The sequence below is a fragment of the Paenibacillus sp. FSL H7-689 genome (assembly GCF_000517905.1).
In the GTDB taxonomy this organism is placed as follows: Bacteria; Bacillota; Bacilli; order Paenibacillales; family Paenibacillaceae; genus Paenibacillus; species Paenibacillus amylolyticus.
Window position 1 is genome coordinate 191002 of the sequence record NZ_ASPU01000007.1, and the last position, 19045, is coordinate 210046.

Genomic DNA, 19045 nt, shown 5'->3' on the forward strand with positions numbered 1-19045 from the left:
TGAACATGGACAAGCTTCTGAATCATTTATGTAAAATGCTTAATCAAAAACATAGATAAGGAATGGGGCTTTCCCCATTCCTTATCTATGTTTTTGCAAGTTTGGAAGCGGGATCAGGACGCTGCAAAAACAGGGTGAGTCGCGGGGATATTCCCCTACGATGGTGCCATTTACTGATAGAAGTTTTTTGTTTTTACGATTATAGTTATACTAGGAATTATTATGTCTACTGCCGTTTTGTATGCAAAATTTGTATAATCAACGTTTGTTTTAACCTAATAAGAATCGACAAACCCGGACGCCACAGATAAGGAGATATCAATGAGAATACTTATTGTTGACGACAATCCGACGAATGTCATTATCATTCGAGAAATTCTGAAAAAAGAAAACTATCGTGACATTGTAACGGCGAGTTCCGCCATGGAAATGTTTGAAGTGTTAGGAATTGGGGAGGAAAGCAACGAACTTCGTCCAAGACCGTCGGATATTGACCTGATTTTGCTAGATATGATGATGCCTGAGATGGACGGTATCGAAGCCTGCAGTATTGTGCAGAAATTTGAGAATCTGAAGGATATACCGATTATTATGGTGACTGCCATCGGAGACTCCAAGAAACTTGCCGAAGCATTGGATGCTGGTGCATCTGATTATGTGACCAAGCCGATTAATAAAGTCGAACTGATGGCCAGAATTCGACTCGCACTTCGTTTGAAACAGGAGAAGGATTGGCATAAAGAGCGTGATCAACGTATTCAGGATGAGCTCAAGTTGGCAGCGATGGTCCAAAATGCTGTATTAAGTCCGGCAATTAGGGACCCGTTGTTCCAAGTGCATGCCATCTATAAACCATCCTTTGAGCTTGCGGGTGATCTGTATTCTTGGTACCCCCTTGGGGAAGGCCGTTACGGAGTACTGCTGCTCGACATGATGGGACACGGGATATCTTCATCCCTGTTTACCATGTTTATCGCTTCTGTGTTAAAAGATACGGTTACCACTTATGTGGATCCAGAGAAGGTCATTCAGGAGTTGAACCGTCGTTTTAACCAGCTCCATCTGGAAAAACAATTGGTGCAGTATTATTTCACGGCAATTTATTTGGTCGTTGATACACGGATGAAACGTATTGATTATGTTAATGCGGGGCATCCACCTGCTTTATTTTTCCGAAACGACGGCAGTGTCACCACATTTGACAGCGTCTGCTGTCCTGTTGGTTTATTTGACAAGATGGATATTGAACCACAAACGATCCATTATGAGGGTGACGGGCATATTGCACTCTATACGGATGGATTATTGGAAGCTGTTCAGGGCGGGCAGGAAGAACAACATGAATTCCTGATCGAAAAACTGACTGGCTCACATCAGTGGAATGAAGCTGCTATGCAGGCCATGTTTTTTGACGACGAAATTCCCCAAGAGCGGGATGATGATAAATGTCTGGTCTGGATTACTTTGAATAAAGGGGCGGGGGATGAATGAAGATCAGGAATAAACTGCTGATTGGTTTTACCGCTCTGATGGCCATTTTGATCGTGCTCACGTTTGTGAGTTATGAACGGTTAAACAGCAGTAATCAACAGATTGATCAGATGTATCAGGAACGTTATCTCAAAGTAAGGTTCACTTCTGCTGCACGTGGAGAGGTCAATGATATTGCCAAAGTGCTGGCTAACTTGTTATTGAATCCGAACAATTCGATTAATGCTGCTGAGGGTGACCTGAAGGAGATGAAGGATCGGGGGGATGGTTACCTCGCAGAAGTGAGAAACCGGGCAGACAGTGCACCTGAACATCAACTGGTGGATCGTGTGAATACGGCGTGGACCGCTTATACATCTTATGCAACGAGACAGATCAACCTGATGTCCCAAAACCGGGTAGAAGATGCGAATAACTACCGCAATTCAACAGGACTCGCGGTGCAAAAAGAAACTGTGGATAGTTTGAATGCTCTTTCACGTTATCAGGACCAAGAGATTGATGCTGAGATCAAGAACGCTAACGAAGCGTATACGAGAGCAGTACAGATCACGATAAGTATCATGATTGCCGGGTTGTTGCTTGCATTGGGTGTCATTCTGTGGGTGCTGCCGAGTATTACACGGGGTCTGAACACTGTATCTATGATGATTACCAGCTTTGGTAAAGGGCGTTACCGAACCATTCGGCGCATACAGGTCAAATCAACCGATGAGATTGGTCAGATTGCCAGTGTGTTCAAAGATGTATCCAGTGATCTGGAAGAAAAACTGGAGATCGAGAGGGCTTATGTGCAGGCTCAGCAGGATCAAAACTGGATGAGTTCGAACATCGCAAGAGTCCCGGAGCTGCTTCGGGGGATTGGCTCCATTCGCCAAATTTCACAGATGTTTATCAGTGAGTTCACACCTGTGCTTGGTGCTCAGTTGGGTGTCGTCTATCTGATCGATGAGGAGAAACATCCCGACGAACTGAGACGTTACGGTGCATACGCATTTGAAGAGAACGAAGATGTTGGTAAGGAAATGTATCGCATCGGGGAAGGCCTGATTGGTCAAGCCGCGCTGGATATGACACCGATTATTCTGGAAAATACGCCCGAAGATTACGTGCATATTGGTTCAGCTTCAGGCTCAACACGTGCTGCGGGTATCATGATCTATCCTGTCGTGTTTGAAGATGAACTGATTGGTGTAGTTGAAGTGGCTTCCTTTGAAGGTTTCAATGAACTGCACAAGCAGTTATTCACACAACTGATTATGAACCTGGGCGTAATTTTGAACAACGTTCGACGTCGTTTGCGTGTGGAGGAGCTGCTACGTGAATCCCAGGCACTGACTGAGGAACTGCAGGTTCAATCGGAAGAATTGCAGACACAGCAAGAAGAACTTCGTCGTTCCAATGAGAATCTGGAGGAGCAGACAGAGGCGCTTAAACGATCTGAGGAGTTGCTACAGCGTCAGCAGGAAGAACTGGAACATTTTAATACGGAACTCATTGCCAAGACGCGGGCGCTTGAAGAGCAGGTGCGTGAAGTTGAAGAGAAAAATGACGAAATTGAGAAAACGAAGACACAGTTGGAACAGCAAGCTACACAGCTGTCGATGACAAGCAAGTACAAGTCCGAATTTTTAGCGAATATGTCACATGAACTCCGTACACCATTGAACAGTCTGCTCATATTGTCCCAGTTATTGTCGGAGAACAAAGGTGGAAATCTGACTGACAAACAGCAGGAATATGCGCAAACCATCTACATGTCGGGCGCGGATCTGCTGAAGATGATTGATGAGATTCTGGATCTGTCCAAGGTGGACGCAGGTAAGATGGATATCAATTATGAGACCGTACGAATGGAAGAGCTGACCAGCTTTGTTCAGCAGAACTTTGGACCGATGGCGAACAAAAAGGAACTGAACTTGAATATTGATTTCGACAGCGATCTACCGGAATGGGTGTACACCGACAGCCATCGCGTCAAACAGATTTTACGGAATTTGTTGTCGAACGCATTTAAGTTCACCAATCGAGGTTCGGTTAGTCTAATTGGACGACGGATGAAACCGGAAGAACTGCCGGGTTATATGAACACCAATCAGGAATATCTCGGATTCAGTGTAAAAGACACCGGCATTGGTATTCCATCGGACAAGACGGATCTGATCTTTGAAGCGTTCCAGCAAGTAGACGGGACCACAAGTCGGAAATACGGTGGAACTGGTCTGGGATTGTCCATTAGCAGGGAACTGGCACGTTTGCTTGGTGGTGCAATACAGGTGGAATCATCCGAGGGAGAAGGTAGCTGCTTTACCTTATACCTGCCGGATAATCATGAAGAGGAAGCCTTGGCGGAGGAAGGTGCTTCAAGAGAAGCGGCTGTTTCCTCAGAGGATCTTTATGAAAAGTCCATCGAAGCACGGACCATGCTTTCAAGTCATCAGTCCATTCTCTCTCCTGATCCGGAGCGTAGCGTGGGTACAGATCTTTCTCCTTCCCATACTCCAGATGTCACGCAGATCGAAGATGATCGGGAGAATCTGATGGAAGGTGACAAAATCCTGCTCATCATTGAGGATGACGTGAACTTTGCACATATTTTGACGGATATGGCGAGAGGAAGAGGCTTCAAAGCACTTGTTGCCCTTCAAGGGGATAAAGGACTTGAAATGGCACGTCAATATCTGCCGGATGCCATTATCCTGGATATTCAATTGCCGGTGATGGATGGTTGGACCATTCTGGGCGAGCTGAAGAGCAGTTCGGCAACACGCCACATTCCGGTTCATGTGATTTCAGTCATTGATGATATGAAGCAAGGTCTGATGATGGGCGCCATTGCGTATCTGAAAAAACCTTCGAGCAAGGATTCACTGGATAAAGCATTCTCACATATCAAATCATATACTGAGAATCAATTGAAACGATTGTTGATCGTCGAAGATGATGAAATTCAGCGTAAAGCCATTATTGAATTGATTGGTCATGATGATGTTGCAATCACTGCTGTGTCGACAGGTAGTGAGGCGTTAAATGAATTACACAGCCAGCGTTATGACTGTATGGTACTGGATCTGATGTTAACGGATATGACCGGGTTTGAGTTGCTCGACCAGATTCGCGATGATGAATATCTGAACGATCTGCCGATTATAATTTATACAGGCAAAGAACTGGATTCCAAGGAAGAAATGAAGCTGCGCAAATATGCGGAATCCATCATTATCAAAGATGTGAAGTCACCGGAACGTCTGCTGGATGAGACCACTTTGTTCCTGCATCGGGTAGAAGCCAATTTGCCGGAAGACAAGCGTCGAATCTTACAGAAACTACACAACAAAGAAACGTTGTTTGAAGGCAAGAAAATATTGCTTGTAGATGACGATATTCGTAACGTATTTGCCCTTTCGAGTGTTCTTGAAGGCTATCGGATGGATGTGACGTTTGCTGAGAACGGCCGAGAGGCTTTGGAGATTTTAGACAAAAATCCGGAATTTGATCTGGTACTGATGGATATGATGATGCCAGAGATGGACGGTTATGAAGCGATGACACGAATCAGACAGATCCCGCAGTTTGAAAAGTTGCCGATTATTGCGCTTACGGCCAAAGCCATGAAAGAGGATCGCGGCAAATGTATTGAGGCCGGAGCATCTGATTATGTGAAAAAACCGATCCAGACAGATCAATTGTTATCCTTAATGCGCGTATGGCTGTATTCGTAAGTTCATTATTCGTATGCTCATTGTTTGGGTAATGAAAGACAATACGACGAATACGCAAGTAACAAATGAAGAAGTGGAGAGAACTTATGACACCGTGGGAACCTACCGAGACGGGGGCAGATTTGGTCCGTATGCCGCAAGATGAAGAACGCGAGCTGATCGAGATTGAGTTGCTGTTGGAAGGCATGCACCGTTTATATGGATATGATTTTAGAAACTATGCACTGCCATCCCTGAAACGAAGAATCTGGCATCATGCACATGCTGAAGGTGTTAAGAGCATATCCGGCTTGCAGGAGCGTGTTCTTCATGACCGTTCCGCGTTTGAACGTTTTGTACAGAACTTATCCATCCCTGTAACGGAAATGTTTCGAGATCCTTCGCTTTTCCGAATGTTTCGGGAACAGATTATTCCTATCCTGAGAACCTACCCGTATATCCGAATATGGCATGCGGGATGTTCTACAGGAGAGGAAGTTTATTCCATGGCCATCATGTTGCATGAGGAAGGACTGTATGACAAGGCAAGAATCTACGCAACGGATATGAATGATCGCTCTTTGCAACAGGCCAAAGAAGGCGTATATGGTATTGAGAAAATGAAACTATTTACTACAAATTATTTGGAGGCAGGGGGTACCAGAGCCTTCTCCGAGTACTATACAGCGAAATACAATTCGGTGATATTTCATCCTTTTCTAAGGAAGAACATCATTTTCGCCGAGCACAACCTGGCAACAGACCGGTCATTTAACGAGTTTAATGTTATCTTTTGCCGTAATGTCATGATTTATTTTAATGATGAACTGCGGAACCATGTGCATGGGCTGTTTCATGAGAGCTTGAGCCACTTTGGTATTCTGGTTCTGGGGTCGAAAGAATCGATACATTTTACAGAGTTCAGTGATACCTATGAGCCGTTAGACCGGACCGAAAAAATATACCGGAAGATCAAATAGGGGGTTAGGGTTAGCCATGGGGCTCAATGAACCAATCCACATATTATTGGTAGATGACCGCCCTGAGAACTTGCTTGCTCTTGAAGCAGTTCTGGAATCGGAACAATATAAACTCGTTAAGGCAACTTCCGGAGAAGAGGCACTCCGCTGTCTGCTAAAAGACGAATTTGCGGTTATCGTTCTCGATGTGCAGATGCCTGGAATGGACGGAATTGAGACAGCAAAGTTAATTAAGGCACGGGACAAGTCCAAGGATGTGCCGATTATATTCATCTCTGCCAATAGCAGAGAAGCGGAGCACTTGTTTGCCGGATATTCAGCCGGGGCCATTGATTACATGGTTAAGCCATTTATTCCTCAGATTTTGAAATCCAAAATCGAGGGCTTTGTGGAGATGTTTATCACCAATAAACGTTTGAAGACACAGACCATGCTTCTTCACCAGAAGACACAGGAACTGGAGAAGATGAACCAACAACTCATTCAGGCCAAGGAAGAAGCAGAAATTGCAGCCAATGCAAAGACTGAGTTCCTGGCAATGATGAGTCATGAGATTCGTACACCGATGAACGGAGTTATCGGTATGGTTGATCTGCTGATGGAAACGGAACTGAGGGAAGATCAGAAGGAATATGCAGACATCGTTCGTCGCAGCGCAGATGCACTTGTCACGGTCATCAACGACATTCTTGATTTTACCAAGATGGAATCCGGCAAAATGGAACTGGAAGAGCATCCTTTTGAAATTGTCTCCTGTATTCGGGAAGTGTTGGGATTGTTTGCTGCAGAAGCAGGCAAAAAGAATCTGGAACTGGATTATTTCCTGGAAGATTCTGTACCTGAATTAATCTATGGAGATATGGCAAGGCTCCGTCAGGTTCTCTTGAATCTTATTGCCAATGCGATCAAATTTACCGATCAGGGTGGAGTTTATCTGATCGTGTCAGTTAAGGAAGAAGAGGATGGAGAAATGGCATTGGAGTTTGCCGTTAAAGACACCGGGATAGGTATCGCTTTAGACAAAGTTGATCGCCTGTTCCAGCCGTTTTCCCAGCTGGATACATCCATGACACGTAAATACGGTGGAACTGGCTTAGGACTGGCAATATGCAAGACTCTGGTTGAAATGATGGGTGGACAGATCTATCTGGATACAACAGAGCAACGGGGAGCAACGTTTGTATTTACAATTCAGGCGAAACGTTATGTAGAAACTGAACTGGTCCAGGGGAACGGGGAAGAGAAACCAACGGATGTGAAAAATGAGAATAAATATCCTACGGTATTAATTGTGGATGATCATCCGATCAACCAGAAGTTGATGGCGATTATGCTTGGTAAGCTGGGGTTGCTCTCAGACATTGCTGAAGATGGACAGAGCGCACTCGATATGGTAAACGGCAGCCGTTATCCCTATGACTATGTGTTTATGGATCTGCAGATGCCTGTGATGGACGGTTTGGAATGTACACGGCGGATTCGAGAGAGTCTGTCCCAGTCTAATCAGCCAATCATTATAGCCATGACTGCTAACGTAATGGAAGGTATTCAGCAGCGCTGTATTGCTGCCGGCATGGATGATTATATTAGTAAACCGGTGAAAATGGGCAATGTAAAACAGAAAATAGCCCAGTTTCAGAAACAACGACAAATGTTAGAACCAGGCCCTTCAGCCATGAATCAGGCCAATTGAAACATTTTCCAAACTTCTTTCTGATTCACTCATGCTGAAGTTGGGTTATTAGGTAAGGAAACCATTGATCAGGAGAGAGATGTCTAATGAATACAAATAAAAATGAAAAATTCAATGCAAGAACTGAAACTCAGGACGGCGTGTGCACGGTGTACCTGACTGGCGAACTGGATTTGTCGGTTGCTCCTGACTTCCGCTTGGTGATGGAGCCGCTCGTGGATAACAAGGAACAGGATCTTGTGATTAACATGAAAGAATTGAAGTATATCGATAGTACAGGGATTGGTATCTTGTTATCTGTTCTGAAGGCCAGACATGGAATGGAAGCTCGCTTTGAAGTACAGGAAGTTCCTGCGCAGATTCAGAAACTTTTTGACATGACGGGCATCGCCAAATTCTTTGTCACACAGAAGAATTCCCAATAGGAAAGGATCGAAAAAGGAATGAATGCAGAAGTTCAAAGAGTCACCCTTAATTTACCTGCGACAGCTGATTACGTTGATATTGTAAGACTCAATCTCTATGGAGTAGCATCCAAAATGGGATTTTCCTACGAAGACATTGAGGATATGAAAGTTGCTGTATCCGAGGCCTGTAACAACTCTGTATTGTATGCCTACTCACACGAAGGCGGCATGGTTGAAGTTGTATTCGAAGTGGATGGCGAAACATTGTCCATTATTGTCAAGGACGAAGGTGCAAGCTTCGAGAACATGAACCCTGCTGTGTCACGTGCCGGTCTACACGACAAAGAACTGACGGAAGCACAGATTGGCGGACTTGGGTTCTACCTGATGCAAGCCTTGATGGATGATGTCAGTGTGGAAAGTGAGACGGGCAAAGGTACGAAAGTAGTACTCGTAAAACGTCTTGCAAGAAGTGAGGAGAAAGTATGAATGAAAAAGTGACTCCCCCAGAGTCCATGTCTGAAGCTATAGGTTTGATCTGGGAATACCAGCAGACCCTAGATAATGAAATTGCAACAGTTCTCATCCGTAAATATGAACCAATGGTCAAGATGGCAGCAGGCAAAATCGCTCGGAATCGCCCCGATCTATACGAAGACTTGTATCAGACCGGGCAGATGGCTTTGATTCGTTTGCTTAAGCAATACGATATCAACCTGGGTATTCCGTTTGAACCTTATGCCATGAAGAGCATGATCGGTCATATGAAGAACTACTTGCGTGATAAATCCTGGTATATTCAGGTGCCCCGGAGGATTAAGGAAAAGGGAGCCCTTGTGCAACATGCCATTGATGAGTTAACCGTTAAGCTGGAGCGCTCACCCGGTGTGAACGAAATTGCTGAATACCTTGATCTGACTGCAGAAGAGACAATTGAAGTTCTGGCTGGTCGGGAATGTTACCACTATGTATCACTGGATTCTCCTTTATCTCAGGATGACAGTGCAGCAACATTGGGAGAACTGATCAGTGCAGATGTTAATGACTATGATTCGGTCGAAAAACGGATGGACTTGCAACAGGCATTGGGACAATTGAAGGAACAAGAACAGCAGGTACTTATTCTAGCATTCCAGGATGGCCAATCTCAGCGGGCAATTGCCCAAAAGCTTGGTGTTTCACAGATGAGTGTATCTCGGATTCAGAAGCGAGCTACAGAGAAACTGAAACAGATCATGTCTAATGCTTCAATGTTATGAAAAATGGAACCCTAATGTTGTTGAGTACGGCATAAAGAAGGACACGTCAATGCGCTGAAATGCATACGTGTCCTTTTTGGGATCAAAAAGATATGGGTATGCAATGAAGAACATGAGTGCAGGAGTGGATATTGTGATTGTGAACCAAATCAAGTTGGAAGCTCGCCGTGACAAGTTATCTTGCTCGGGCCATTGGCAATGGTGGGATTGGGTTGCGCCTGACACCGATAGCATGAACGATGCGTTGGGGGAGCTGACAGAGGCGTTTCCGGATATGCGGTATTGGCTTCATAAGATTCCGGAAGTGGAATCGAATTATTTGTCCGTCCGTTTCGTGAATGGTACAGAACCAGTCATATTTGGTTCATTGTTGTATGCGGTCAAGAATGAGAGAGATGACAAACGTCAAGATAATCAGATGTTTTTCTATGTCGATCGCAATAACCTGGTTACCTTGAATATGGATGACAATACACGAGGCATTATGAAGACGGATGAACGTGCCCATATGTTACAGCAATGTAGTGAAGCCAGGGACGGGATGTTTGTACTTTTTCGAGCTATACTGCATTACTACCATGTGGGGATGGATCATTTTGAGATGAACCTGCGTGATCTGGAACGGAAGATGGAATCCCGCAATGCCCGAACTTTAATGGACCAGATTTTGGCCGCCCGATTTGAACTGTTATACTGGAGCAATCTGTTTATCCCCTATTCGGAACTGATGGCTGCTGCCCATGAGGCTTATCTCAGTGAAATCAACGAAAATCGATATTTCCAGCAGCTCCAACATCGAGTAGAGCGAATGGAACGTTTGTTTAGTCACTACGAGAAAGAGATCGATACGTTAATCTCCATTGATAATGCGATCTCCGGTGTACGTGGCAATGAGATCATGAAGACGCTGACCATTGTTACTGCTGTGTTCATACCTGCCACGGCAGCTGGCGCGATATGGGGGATGAACTTTGAGAACCTGCCCTTTATCGACAAATCATGGGGAGTTGTACTGGTCCTTGTTGTCATTATCTTAAGCATGATCAGCATGTATGTATGGCTGATGATGAAAGGCTGGACAGGAGATCTGCTCAAAGTGAAATCCTCACAGCCTTCAGCTGAAGAGACAGAGAAAAAAGGAGCAACGGAAAAACGTAAGGGATAGCCTACTGTTGGTTAGTCCTCTTAGTTTTTGTAATCTTCAATATAACCAAGCAAGTCAGCGATATATTGGCCCACAATCGGCATATTCACGAATTGGCTGAGAATGAATGCCAGCAAACCGAGAACAACAAAGGTACCCACAGTCAGACCGAGACCTCGTGCCATGCCCGCTGTAAAATTGGTAATAATCCGCTTTTTGGGACTGCTGTAATTCTCAATAATATCCTTGATCTGTGCTCTCTCCAGACTGTCCGCAATCTGGTCCAGACGGGTGTTCAATCGCTTTACCTCATGACGCAATTCAAAAGGGTGCTCGCTTGTATCATACTGCTGGGCCGGTGTTCCTCCCGTAATTGGAGTATTACCGTTGATTGTAACTTTACTCATATTATTTGTCCTCCTCAACTCTCATTGGATAAAAAATAGCCAGCTGGAGTGCAGCTGGCTATTAGTCACTCGATCTGTATCGCCTTACAGGCTAGTCGAGTTAAGTTCTTTACGTGCATCTTCCTTCGCTTCAACGGAAGCGGCAGCCACTTCATCAGATGCACGGGATGCTTCGTTAGCCACATCAGCGGACGCTTTTCTCACAGAGTCCATTACATCATTGCGGCCTTGATTTACCGTTTTTGCAATGTCGGAAGTTTTGGAAGAGACCGTTTTAGCCAGTTCAGAGGCTTTGTCACCTACAACAGTTGCCACTTCTTTGGTGCGGTCAGTAACGATGCCCACTTTCTCGGAAAGGTCACCACGCAATTCACGTCCCGGTTTAGGCGCAAAGAGTAGTGCTGCTGCAGCTCCCAGCAAACCCCCGATGAAAATACCTTTTGCGAAAGTGGAACCCGTCTGTACAGGATATTGCTCTTCTGCTTTATTCATGTCTAATCACTCCTTCTTCAATTTAAGAAACAAATACGAAACAACGAACACCTTGTTGCCCGAATCAGGCAGCCTGTCTTAGCAGTCTGGACACAAGCCCCAGCAAGAAAACAAAGAGCGCTGTACCAATGATGGCAGGGATAATGGCAAAGTTACCGATAACTGGTCCCCAGTTACCAAGCAAAAGTGCTCCTAGCCAGGCTCCGGCAAATCCGGCAATCATTGCACCGATTATGCCTCCAGGCATGTTGTGACCGGCAAGTGCATCTCCGATCAAACCGATGATGACAGCCATCACAATGCTGATAATGATGCCCCACATAACAACCGCCTCCTTTTAAACTTGATGTAGGATGTTGTCTGTTCGCGTTTGCTTACTTCGTATATAAACCCCGTGCAACCCTGTGAAACAATAAAGATGAGGATGAATGAACTGGAAATTAGTGGAATTCATTCTTTAGTGGCTTTGTTTAATGCCTTTAACCATACAGAAGATCCATGCCAATCCAGCAGTAAATCCAGTAAATACATCCGTAGGATAATGAACGCCCAACATGATCCGGCTGAGGCCAATCAAGAAAATAAAACTAATACCACCTAGAACAGGAAGCCACACACCGGAAGAGTTATGTCGCTGTCTTTCAATGGCCCAGATTACAAAGAGCATGCCGTAGAAGCCCATGGAGATCATGGCATGTCCGCTTGGAAAGCTGTACCCGTGAACGACCAGCAGATGATCGAGTTCAGGTCTGCTTCGTCTGAAAAATTCCTTCAATAACGTGTTCAGAATCCACATCATGGCAAAACTTCCCGTGAGCGCATATCCATATACAACAAACCTTGGACTGCGTTGAATGAAGAAAAGAAGAGCAAACCCTCCTGCAGCCACAGCAGAGATTTTGAATGAACCCAGTGCGGTTATGAATGCAGTGTAAGGGAATAGATGAAGACGTGAATCTGAATTCAGATAAAATAATTGCTGAATTTGATCATCCAGACGAATAATAACATCAGCACCCAACCAGGCACCCAGACCTGCCAAGATAAATACGACCGATGCGCTGAGGGCCAGACCAGCCAAACCCCAGTTGAGGAGTGGACTTAATAACGTACCGGAATTTGAACTGAATGAGGCTGGTGAATACGTTTTGCGCGGCATAATGAGTTTCTCCTTCAGTTATTGTAGTAGATGAACATAGATGATAAAGCTATACCCGAAATGCCTGTCGAAAAAACTGTAAAAACGTCGCTTTTGTACTATACTATTTAAGATATCCCATGCGGCGTCGTGACGCAAAGCAGAGATGAAATCGGGAGCACAAAGGAGAGAACTCGCATGGAGAGTGCCTTGTTAATTAAAGAATACCGTGCAGGCGTTATGGAATGCGCCCATTACGGACACATAAGTATTACGGATGAGTATGGACGAATCGTATACTCGGCTGGTGACCCTCATTTTAGAGCGTTCACTCGTTCATCTGCCAAACCTTTTCAAGCCATTCCAGGTATTCGGGCAGGAATTGCCAGTCACTATGGCCTATCAGCACAGGAGATTGCCATTATGTCCTCTTCGCATCGTTCGGAACCTGAACACATTCGGGTGCTGGAGCAGTTATCCGGTAAGATCGGATTGGGAGAAGAATGCCTGATCTGTGCACCAAGTTATCCGCTTAATGAAGAAAGCCGTAATCAATGGTTACGTGGACAAGGAGAGAAACGGCGCATCTTGCACAACTGCTCCGGAAAACATCTGGGAATTCTGGGGTACAGTCAGATGAAGCAGGTTGATCTGGGCAGTTACGCTGAACCGGATCATCCGGTACAACGAGAAATTCTTGAAACCTTTGCCGACCTGGCAGGTATTGAAGAAAAAGAGATTAAGCTTGGGACGGATGGCTGCGGCTTTCCGGTATTTTCTTTGCCGTTGTCGGCATTGTCGAACGCCTATCTGAAGCTCGCTTGTCCAGATCTTATCGCTGATCCTTCCACAAGAACAGCTGTAGAGACCATAACATCAGCTATGAATGAACATCCGTTGATGGTTGGTGGCACGGAGCGTGTAGATTCAGTGCTGCTGGAAGACAATAACATTGTAGCGAAGGGTGGATTCAAGGGGGTATTCGGTTTTGGTCTGAAAAAAGAAAGACTGGGAATCACCTTCAAGGTGCTTGATGGTTCTGAGGAAGAGTGGGCCTTCATTACCCAATCCATCCTGAAACAGATTGGTTATTCCAATGAAAGAACCATTGCACGATTGGCTGAAGTATTCCCTTCGGACATCCGAAATGATGCGGGTACCCTTGTAGGTCATGCAGATAGTGAGTTCATTCTTCACTCACTTGAAGATAGCGTATAACCTTAAGAAGGGGCGTGATTAGAGTTGCCGGACCCCGGGTAAAGATGACATACCAACTGGTATTCATCTATACAATTCATATACACGCATGGACTGCCGCGGTAATGTGGCAGCTCTAAACCCTTGGAGGTGGATGAACATGATTAAAGTGGTGACATCGGAAGAAAGGCACACGTCGGATCGAGGTTGGATACACAGTGAATTCAGCTTTTCCTTTGCGGATTATGATGATCCAAGCAACGCCCATTTTGGCTGTCTGTTGGCTCATAATGAAAACACGCTGATGCCGCAAGAAGGCTTTAAGAAACATCCACATCATGATCTTGAACTTGTCAGTTATGTCATATCGGGTACACTCAAACATACGGATAGTATGGGAACAGAACAATTGCTTGAACCGGGTACGGTCCAAGTGATGAGTGCGGGTACGGGAGTGGAACACTCCGAGACCAATCCGTCAGCGGATGAACCGGTACGTTTCCTCCAGATGTGGTTTTTGCCATCGGAGCGTATGCTGAAACCATCCTATACGAATCGGAGAATAGAGCCGCAGGAGCATTTGAACCGTCTATGTCCGATTGTATCCGGGCAAGGGGGAGAGGGAAGCGAAGGCGCATTGCCTATTTCCCAGGATGTAACCTGTTACCTCTCCCATTTGGAGTCCGGGAAAAAGTTGATGTACCCGCAACACGAAGATCGACGGACACATCTTTTCCTGATTAGTGGGCATGTGGAGATTCATTGTTCGGATGGCAACTTCAACCTCAAGCCAGGGGATGCCGCACGAATTCGCAAAAGCTGTGATCTGCAAATCACGAGCACAGACAGTGAACCTGCTGAATTTGTTTTGGTTGACCTGCCTTAAGGATGGGATTTATTCCTTAAAAGATAGTCTGGAAATATAAATATGTGAAAAAGGACCTGTTCCCACGGTGATGTGGAAAACAGGTCCTTTTTTGGCTTAAGATTTACGAAGATTACCCAGTTCCGAAGCGACAGCTTCCACTTCAGAGATACTGAGATGTTCCTTGCTCAAAATCATTTCATACAGGTCAAACAGATCTTCATATTTCTCAAGTGGGAATGAAGAAGCTTGCATGGCGGCACCGCTTGCCATACGAAGTTTGGTTTTGATCGCTTCAATCATATATTCCATATTGGCTGCTGTTGCTTGTGATAAATCCATCGTTAAGTTCATCCCTTCCGTATCGGAAACTCTTGTTATTGTATCATGATTGGAAGCGCTCAGGCTAATGCTTTTGCGAGGAAACCAAGCATCGGTTACAATGATGGATACAACAACAGGATTTAACGGAAACCTGAGTGCACTGGAGGGAATACAGCTTGGCAGCGTATAAGCGAGAAATGGTTCGCCATCAAGGAAGGGAAGTCCGCAAAGGCGTGCCTGCAGAGAATCTGGTCTTATTTTTCAAAAACATCGTTCAACTTCATTCTCCAGCTGAAATCACGTTTGTCTGCATCGGTACTGATCGTTCCACCGGGGATGCTCTGGGTCCACTGACAGGAAGTTTACTGCAAGAGAGCGGAATGGAGAACGTGATTGGCACGCTGTCTTCCCCTTGTGATGCAGATACGCTGGAAAAGAAATTGGCACTTATTCCTGCACACCATGCCATCATAGCGATTGATGCATGTCTGGGTCCAAAGCAGGCGGTAGGTACATACTATCTCTCGAATAACCCACTCATTCCGGCCCAATCGGTCGGAGGCAAGCTACCCCCTGTTGGACAATACAGTGTAGCAGCTGTGGTTAATGCGAATGGACCAAGGCCCTATTCCATTTTGCAGATGACCTCGCTTCACTTGGTCATGGGGATGTCCCGAACGATTGCAGACGCCGCAATTGAAGCATGGAAATGTAGACAAACGTTTCATTCATGATATGTAGGCTTAATAATATACAACCTGAATTATTTAATTCGCGCAGAGAGAGGGATTCATATGGAAAAAGTGATGTGTGATGGAACGACGATTTGTTATGCCGAACAAGGTAAGGGAGAAGCACTCATTTTGCTCCACGGATACTGTGGCAGTTCATCGTATTGGGATGAGGTCGTACCTGAACTGGCACGCAGTTATCGCTGTATCGTACCTGATCTGCGTGGACACGGAAAAACAGATGCACCTGTAGGAAGTTATACCATCGAACAGATGGGCAACGATGTATTACAGTTGATGGATGAGTTGAATGTGGAAAAAGCGGTCCTTCTGGGACACTCGATGGGGGGATACATTGCGCTCTCGATTGCACAACGTCACCCGGAGCGTTTGAATGCATTTGGTCTGATTCATTCGACAGCCTATCCGGACAGTGAAGAAGCCAAGGAAAAACGCCTGCGCGCTGTATCCACCATTCAGACCGAAGGTATCGTGAATTTTGTAGATGGACTGGTTCCCGGACTGTTTGCACCGGAACATGTGGAATCGCTATCTAAGCATGTAACACGTGTGAAGGAAATTGGATACCAGACTGCTCCTCAAGGTGCTGTTGGTGCTGCACTTGCTATGCGAGAACGCCCGGATCGCCGCGATGTGTTATCGGCTACACCTTTACCTGTATTGCTGGTTGCGGGAGAGAAGGATGCTGTTATCCCGCCAGAACGCACATTTACAAGTGACAAGCCACATATCGTGCAAGCCGTGATTGCGGGTGCAGGTCATATGAGCATGTATGAAGCTCCTGAAGAATTAATTCAGGTCATTAAACAATTTATGGCTGGATTATCGAAGTAATTGATGAAGTGATTTATGTTGATATAATTAGAATATAGTTTGGTTCCTGGATGATTCAACCTCTTGTGGAGGAGGAGTACCCAGTTCCATTTCAACCGAGCCCCTGCCACGTCCCTTTGGGATAGGCAGGGGTTTAGTGTGTTCATGGCCAGAGCAAAGACACGTGTGTCTTGTTTTTGGCTTTTTGTCATGGCATGAATTAAAATAAATATAAAGGAACGATATGAGAACGATTGAATGTATAGGGTCGAATGATGAGGGGGCATACAGCATGTTCAGAAAAGATTATCTGCTCCGTATGATGGAGGAAATGACTGAAGCAATAGGCAAAGTGTTCACGCTCAAACAGCAGCGTAAGCACACCGAGGCATTGTCTGAACTGGATGAGCTGATGCGCAGGCAGTTTGGGTTGAACTTATCTCTACTGAACTCATTGCCAGCAGAGGATGTTATTGAAATGTTCCGTTTTCGCGGAATGATTGAGGTAGATAATCTGCAGCAAGCCGCGAGGCTGATTGAAGAAGAGGCTTACATCTATCAAGAGAAGGCCAAAGTGGAAGGTATCGATGATCAGGAGAGAATGGACGCAGAGGATGAGGCTGTCATTCGATTGATGAGATCACTTCATTTCTACCTGTATGCATTGAATCATGGCGCTAATCCCAAGTTGTTGGACGCACCGGAACGGGTGGAGGGTGTGTTGGGGCTTACGAAAGAATATGAACTTCCTGCTCGAACTGAAAGACAGCTTGCCCTGTATCGTGAACAACAAGGACATTACGACCAGGCAGAGAACAGTTGGTACAGGCTGTTACAGCTTGGTGCTGAATTCCCGGTGAGCTACCGAGATGATGTACAGGCATTCTATGAAAGGTTGAGCCCACTCACGGATGAACAACTGGAGCAGGGCGGTCTGCCACGGAACGAAGTTGAAGAGGGACTAGCTGAACTAAGTCGTAAAGAGATGAACTCATAAAATATGGATTGGATCAAGGCCTGTTACATGCCTTTACTTGGAGAGGGAACGGAATTGTGGTATGGTAACGGTTGACCAAACCAAATCGAAAGTGAGATGTACCCCGTGGATTCATTGCGAAAGCTTATACAAGACATCTTTGAACAGAATTCGCTGATTACAGCGACCTGGAGCCAGCTGCGCAGACGGGACAATGTCTCGTATACCAAAGTGCAAGTCAAGCCGGTGACACTGAAGAATCAGCTGCATTATCAATTTGCATTTCATTATAACAACAAAGTGCTGCACGAGAATTTGACTCCGGCTGAAGCGGCTGAGCGCATGACTTTGTTATGCGAAGAGACGTTTCGTCAAGGGCTGCTCTGTACGACCGAGGCAGACTATCAAATTTTGATCAGCAAAAAATATAAAGTATCCATTCTGACCAAATCTGCTTCCAAAACTGCGGTGGATCTGTCGCATAATCGCAAGAAGCAATATGTATTAGAAGAAGGCGTACCCGTATCGTTCCTCGTTGAACTTGGTATTATGAACGAAGAAGGTCGTGTGCTGGCCCGCAAGTATGACAAGTTCAGACAGATCAACCGTTTCCTCGAAATGGTGCAGGATGTCATACCACATCTGCCGGAAGGACGTCCACTGACCATCGTTGACTTTGGTTGTGGCAAGTCTTATCTGACATTTGCGTTATATCATTATCTGTCTGTACAACAACGGCGTTCACTCAAGATTATTGGGTTGGACTTGAAGGCAGATGTAATTGAACACTGTAATGATCTGGCTAATCGATTGCATTATGGCGATCTGAAGTTTCTGGTTGGAGACATCGCGGACTACGATGAATTGAATGAAGTGGATATGGTTGTCACGCTGCATGCCTGTGATACAGCTACCGATGCTGCTTTGGAGAAGGCAGTTCGTTGGGGGGCTTCTGTTATTCTGTCTGTTCCTTGCTGTCAGCATGAACTGTTTGACCAAGTAGAGGCTTCCGTGATGAATCCGTTGTTGTCCCATGGCATCCTCAAGGAACGTTTTTCCGCACTGGCTACGGATGGGATTCGTGCCAAGTTGCTTGATCTGATGGGATACAAGACACAATTGCTTGAATTCATCGATATGGAGAATACGCCTAAAAACATATTGATTCGTGCTGTTCGCGGTCAGGCTGGCGAAGTGACGGAGATGTGGAATGAATACACAGCTTTCCGTGATTTCATTCATGCTGATCCATATTTGGAGCGGGCTTGTGCCGATTTGCTTCCTGGCGATGGCAAGCAGGCCAACGGGAAATCAAAATCGAGCAAAGAAACCGTTCAAGATTCCGCAAATTGCGACCTTTGCTGAGTGTGCCAACGCCAATCCAGGGACATACTGCAATTAGGGTC

General features: G+C 45.5%; 19 protein-coding genes. 14 read left to right on the forward strand and 5 right to left on the reverse strand.

Annotated elements, in window-relative coordinates; all coding sequences use genetic code 11:
- Window positions 1–321: 321 nt before the first annotated feature.
- The 8 genes from C170_RS05145 to C170_RS05180 all read left to right on the forward strand — a co-directional run bounded on the left by C170_RS05145 (window position 322) and on the right by C170_RS05180 (window position 10696).
- Window positions 322–1491 carry a PP2C family protein-serine/threonine phosphatase gene (locus C170_RS05145; RefSeq protein WP_036606980.1) on the forward strand — a complete coding sequence of 390 codons (1170 nt, stop codon included), beginning with the start codon at window positions 322–324 and terminating at the stop codon, window positions 1489–1491.
- Window positions 1488–5213 carry a response regulator gene (locus tag C170_RS05150; RefSeq protein ID WP_036606982.1) on the forward strand — a complete coding sequence of 1242 codons (3726 nt, stop codon included), beginning with the start codon at window positions 1488–1490 and terminating at the stop codon, window positions 5211–5213. The genes C170_RS05145 and C170_RS05150 overlap by 4 nt, the downstream gene beginning before the upstream one ends.
- A gap of 86 nt (window positions 5214–5299) precedes the next feature.
- Window positions 5300–6172, forward strand: coding sequence for a CheR family methyltransferase (locus C170_RS05155; RefSeq protein WP_036606984.1), 873 nt, complete (start codon window positions 5300–5302; stop codon window positions 6170–6172).
- Between the two features lie 16 nt (window positions 6173–6188).
- Window positions 6189–7865 carry a response regulator gene (locus C170_RS05160; RefSeq protein WP_036606987.1) on the forward strand — a complete coding sequence of 559 codons (1677 nt, stop codon included), beginning with the start codon at window positions 6189–6191 and terminating at the stop codon, window positions 7863–7865.
- A gap of 86 nt (window positions 7866–7951) precedes the next feature.
- Window positions 7952–8290, forward strand: coding sequence for an STAS domain-containing protein (locus tag C170_RS05165; protein WP_036606989.1), 339 nt, complete (start codon window positions 7952–7954; stop codon window positions 8288–8290).
- 18 nt (window positions 8291–8308) lie between these two features.
- The gene (gene rsbW / locus C170_RS05170; RefSeq protein ID WP_036606993.1) at window positions 8309–8761 is read left to right on the forward strand and encodes an anti-sigma B factor RsbW; all 453 of its coding nucleotides are present in this window, start codon (window positions 8309–8311) and stop codon (window positions 8759–8761) included.
- The gene (locus C170_RS05175) at window positions 8758–9531 is read left to right on the forward strand and encodes a sigma-70 family RNA polymerase sigma factor (RefSeq protein ID WP_036606995.1); all 774 of its coding nucleotides are present in this window, start codon (window positions 8758–8760) and stop codon (window positions 9529–9531) included. Before rsbW ends, C170_RS05175 begins: the two co-directional genes overlap by 4 nt.
- Window positions 9532–9667: 136 nt before the next feature.
- Complete coding sequence (locus C170_RS05180) at window positions 9668–10696, forward strand: magnesium transporter CorA family protein (RefSeq protein ID WP_442789453.1); 1029 nt, start codon at window positions 9668–9670, stop codon at window positions 10694–10696.
- 20 nt (window positions 10697–10716) lie between these two features.
- On the opposite strand, the gene C170_RS05185 is transcribed toward C170_RS05180, so the two are convergent.
- From C170_RS05185 to C170_RS05200, 4 genes are all read right to left on the reverse strand, one after another.
- Entirely contained in the window at window positions 10717–11082 is a 366-nt protein-coding gene (locus C170_RS05185) for a DUF5665 domain-containing protein (protein ID WP_017692276.1), read from the reverse strand.
- Between the two features lie 84 nt (window positions 11083–11166).
- On the reverse strand, window positions 11167–11574 hold the full coding sequence (locus C170_RS05190; RefSeq protein WP_036606997.1) for a YtxH domain-containing protein: 408 nt from the start codon (window positions 11572–11574) through the stop codon (window positions 11167–11169).
- 64 nt (window positions 11575–11638) lie between these two features.
- Window positions 11639–11896, reverse strand: a complete 258-nt coding sequence (locus C170_RS05195; RefSeq protein WP_017692278.1) for a GlsB/YeaQ/YmgE family stress response membrane protein — start codon at window positions 11894–11896, stop codon at window positions 11639–11641.
- A gap of 135 nt (window positions 11897–12031) precedes the next feature.
- Window positions 12032–12733 carry a phosphatase PAP2 family protein gene (locus C170_RS05200; RefSeq protein WP_051447020.1) on the reverse strand — a complete coding sequence of 234 codons (702 nt, stop codon included), beginning with the start codon at window positions 12731–12733 and terminating at the stop codon, window positions 12032–12034.
- A gap of 177 nt (window positions 12734–12910) precedes the next feature.
- Between C170_RS05200 and C170_RS05205 the strand changes: the two genes are divergently transcribed.
- Together C170_RS05205 and C170_RS05210 are read left to right on the forward strand one after the other, a co-directional pair.
- The gene (locus C170_RS05205) at window positions 12911–13930 is read left to right on the forward strand and encodes an asparaginase (protein ID WP_036606999.1); all 1020 of its coding nucleotides are present in this window, start codon (window positions 12911–12913) and stop codon (window positions 13928–13930) included.
- Between the two features lie 139 nt (window positions 13931–14069).
- Entirely contained in the window at window positions 14070–14795 is a 726-nt protein-coding gene (locus tag C170_RS05210) for a pirin family protein (protein WP_036607001.1), read from the forward strand.
- 96 nt (window positions 14796–14891) lie between these two features.
- On the opposite strand, the gene C170_RS05215 is transcribed toward C170_RS05210, so the two are convergent.
- Entirely contained in the window at window positions 14892–15116 is a 225-nt protein-coding gene (locus C170_RS05215; RefSeq protein ID WP_036607002.1) for a DUF1128 domain-containing protein, read from the reverse strand.
- A 158-nt stretch (window positions 15117–15274) separates the two neighbouring features.
- Here C170_RS05215 and yyaC point away from each other — a divergent pair, with 158 nt between their 5' ends.
- From yyaC to C170_RS05235, 4 genes are all read left to right on the forward strand, one after another.
- A complete protein-coding gene (yyaC, locus tag C170_RS05220; protein WP_081745863.1) occupies window positions 15275–15832 on the forward strand; it encodes a spore protease YyaC in 558 nt (185 codons plus the stop codon).
- A 60-nt stretch (window positions 15833–15892) separates the two neighbouring features.
- Window positions 15893–16684 (forward strand): alpha/beta fold hydrolase, encoded by a 792-nt coding sequence (locus C170_RS05225; RefSeq protein ID WP_036607004.1) that lies wholly within the window; start codon window positions 15893–15895, stop codon window positions 16682–16684.
- A gap of 271 nt (window positions 16685–16955) precedes the next feature.
- Window positions 16956–17660 (forward strand): DUF6483 family protein, encoded by a 705-nt coding sequence (locus C170_RS05230; protein WP_036607006.1) that lies wholly within the window; start codon window positions 16956–16958, stop codon window positions 17658–17660.
- Between the two features lie 96 nt (window positions 17661–17756).
- Window positions 17757–19004, forward strand: coding sequence for a class I SAM-dependent methyltransferase (locus C170_RS05235; RefSeq protein WP_051447021.1), 1248 nt, complete (start codon window positions 17757–17759; stop codon window positions 19002–19004).
- The last annotated feature ends 41 nt before the right edge of the window (window positions 19005–19045 follow it).

What these genes read in the sequence shown, in the direction of transcription:
- C170_RS05235 (WP_051447021.1), top strand. Translation starts at nt 17,757, where the DNA reads ATGTACCCCGTGGATTCATTGCGAAAGCTTATACAAGACATCTTTGAA.
- C170_RS05230 (WP_036607006.1), top strand. Translation starts at nt 16,956, where the DNA reads ATGTTCAGAAAAGATTATCTGCTCCGTATGATGGAGGAAATGACTGAA.
- C170_RS05145 (WP_036606980.1), top strand. Translation starts at nt 322, where the DNA reads ATGAGAATACTTATTGTTGACGACAATCCGACGAATGTCATTATCATT.
- C170_RS05160 (WP_036606987.1), top strand. Translation starts at nt 6,189, where the DNA reads ATGGGGCTCAATGAACCAATCCACATATTATTGGTAGATGACCGCCCT.
- C170_RS05185 (WP_017692276.1), bottom strand. Translation starts at nt 11,082, where the DNA reads ATGAGTAAAGTTACAATCAACGGTAATACTCCAATTACGGGAGGAACA.
- C170_RS05190 (WP_036606997.1), bottom strand. Translation starts at nt 11,574, where the DNA reads ATGAATAAAGCAGAAGAGCAATATCCTGTACAGACGGGTTCCACTTTC.
- C170_RS05215 (WP_036607002.1), bottom strand. Translation starts at nt 15,116, where the DNA reads ATGGATTTATCACAAGCAACAGCAGCCAATATGGAATATATGATTGAA.
- C170_RS05195 (WP_017692278.1), bottom strand. Translation starts at nt 11,896, where the DNA reads ATGTGGGGCATCATTATCAGCATTGTGATGGCTGTCATCATCGGTTTG.
- C170_RS05150 (WP_036606982.1), top strand. Translation starts at nt 1,488, where the DNA reads ATGAAGATCAGGAATAAACTGCTGATTGGTTTTACCGCTCTGATGGCC.
- C170_RS05165 (WP_036606989.1), top strand. Translation starts at nt 7,952, where the DNA reads ATGAATACAAATAAAAATGAAAAATTCAATGCAAGAACTGAAACTCAG.
- C170_RS05155 (WP_036606984.1), top strand. Translation starts at nt 5,300, where the DNA reads ATGACACCGTGGGAACCTACCGAGACGGGGGCAGATTTGGTCCGTATG.
- rsbW (WP_036606993.1), top strand. Translation starts at nt 8,309, where the DNA reads ATGAATGCAGAAGTTCAAAGAGTCACCCTTAATTTACCTGCGACAGCT.
- C170_RS05210 (WP_036607001.1), top strand. Translation starts at nt 14,070, where the DNA reads ATGATTAAAGTGGTGACATCGGAAGAAAGGCACACGTCGGATCGAGGT.
- C170_RS05175 (WP_036606995.1), top strand. Translation starts at nt 8,758, where the DNA reads ATGAATGAAAAAGTGACTCCCCCAGAGTCCATGTCTGAAGCTATAGGT.
- C170_RS05225 (WP_036607004.1), top strand. Translation starts at nt 15,893, where the DNA reads ATGGAAAAAGTGATGTGTGATGGAACGACGATTTGTTATGCCGAACAA.
- C170_RS05200 (WP_051447020.1), bottom strand. Translation starts at nt 12,733, where the DNA reads ATGCCGCGCAAAACGTATTCACCAGCCTCATTCAGTTCAAATTCCGGT.
- C170_RS05205 (WP_036606999.1), top strand. Translation starts at nt 12,911, where the DNA reads ATGGAGAGTGCCTTGTTAATTAAAGAATACCGTGCAGGCGTTATGGAA.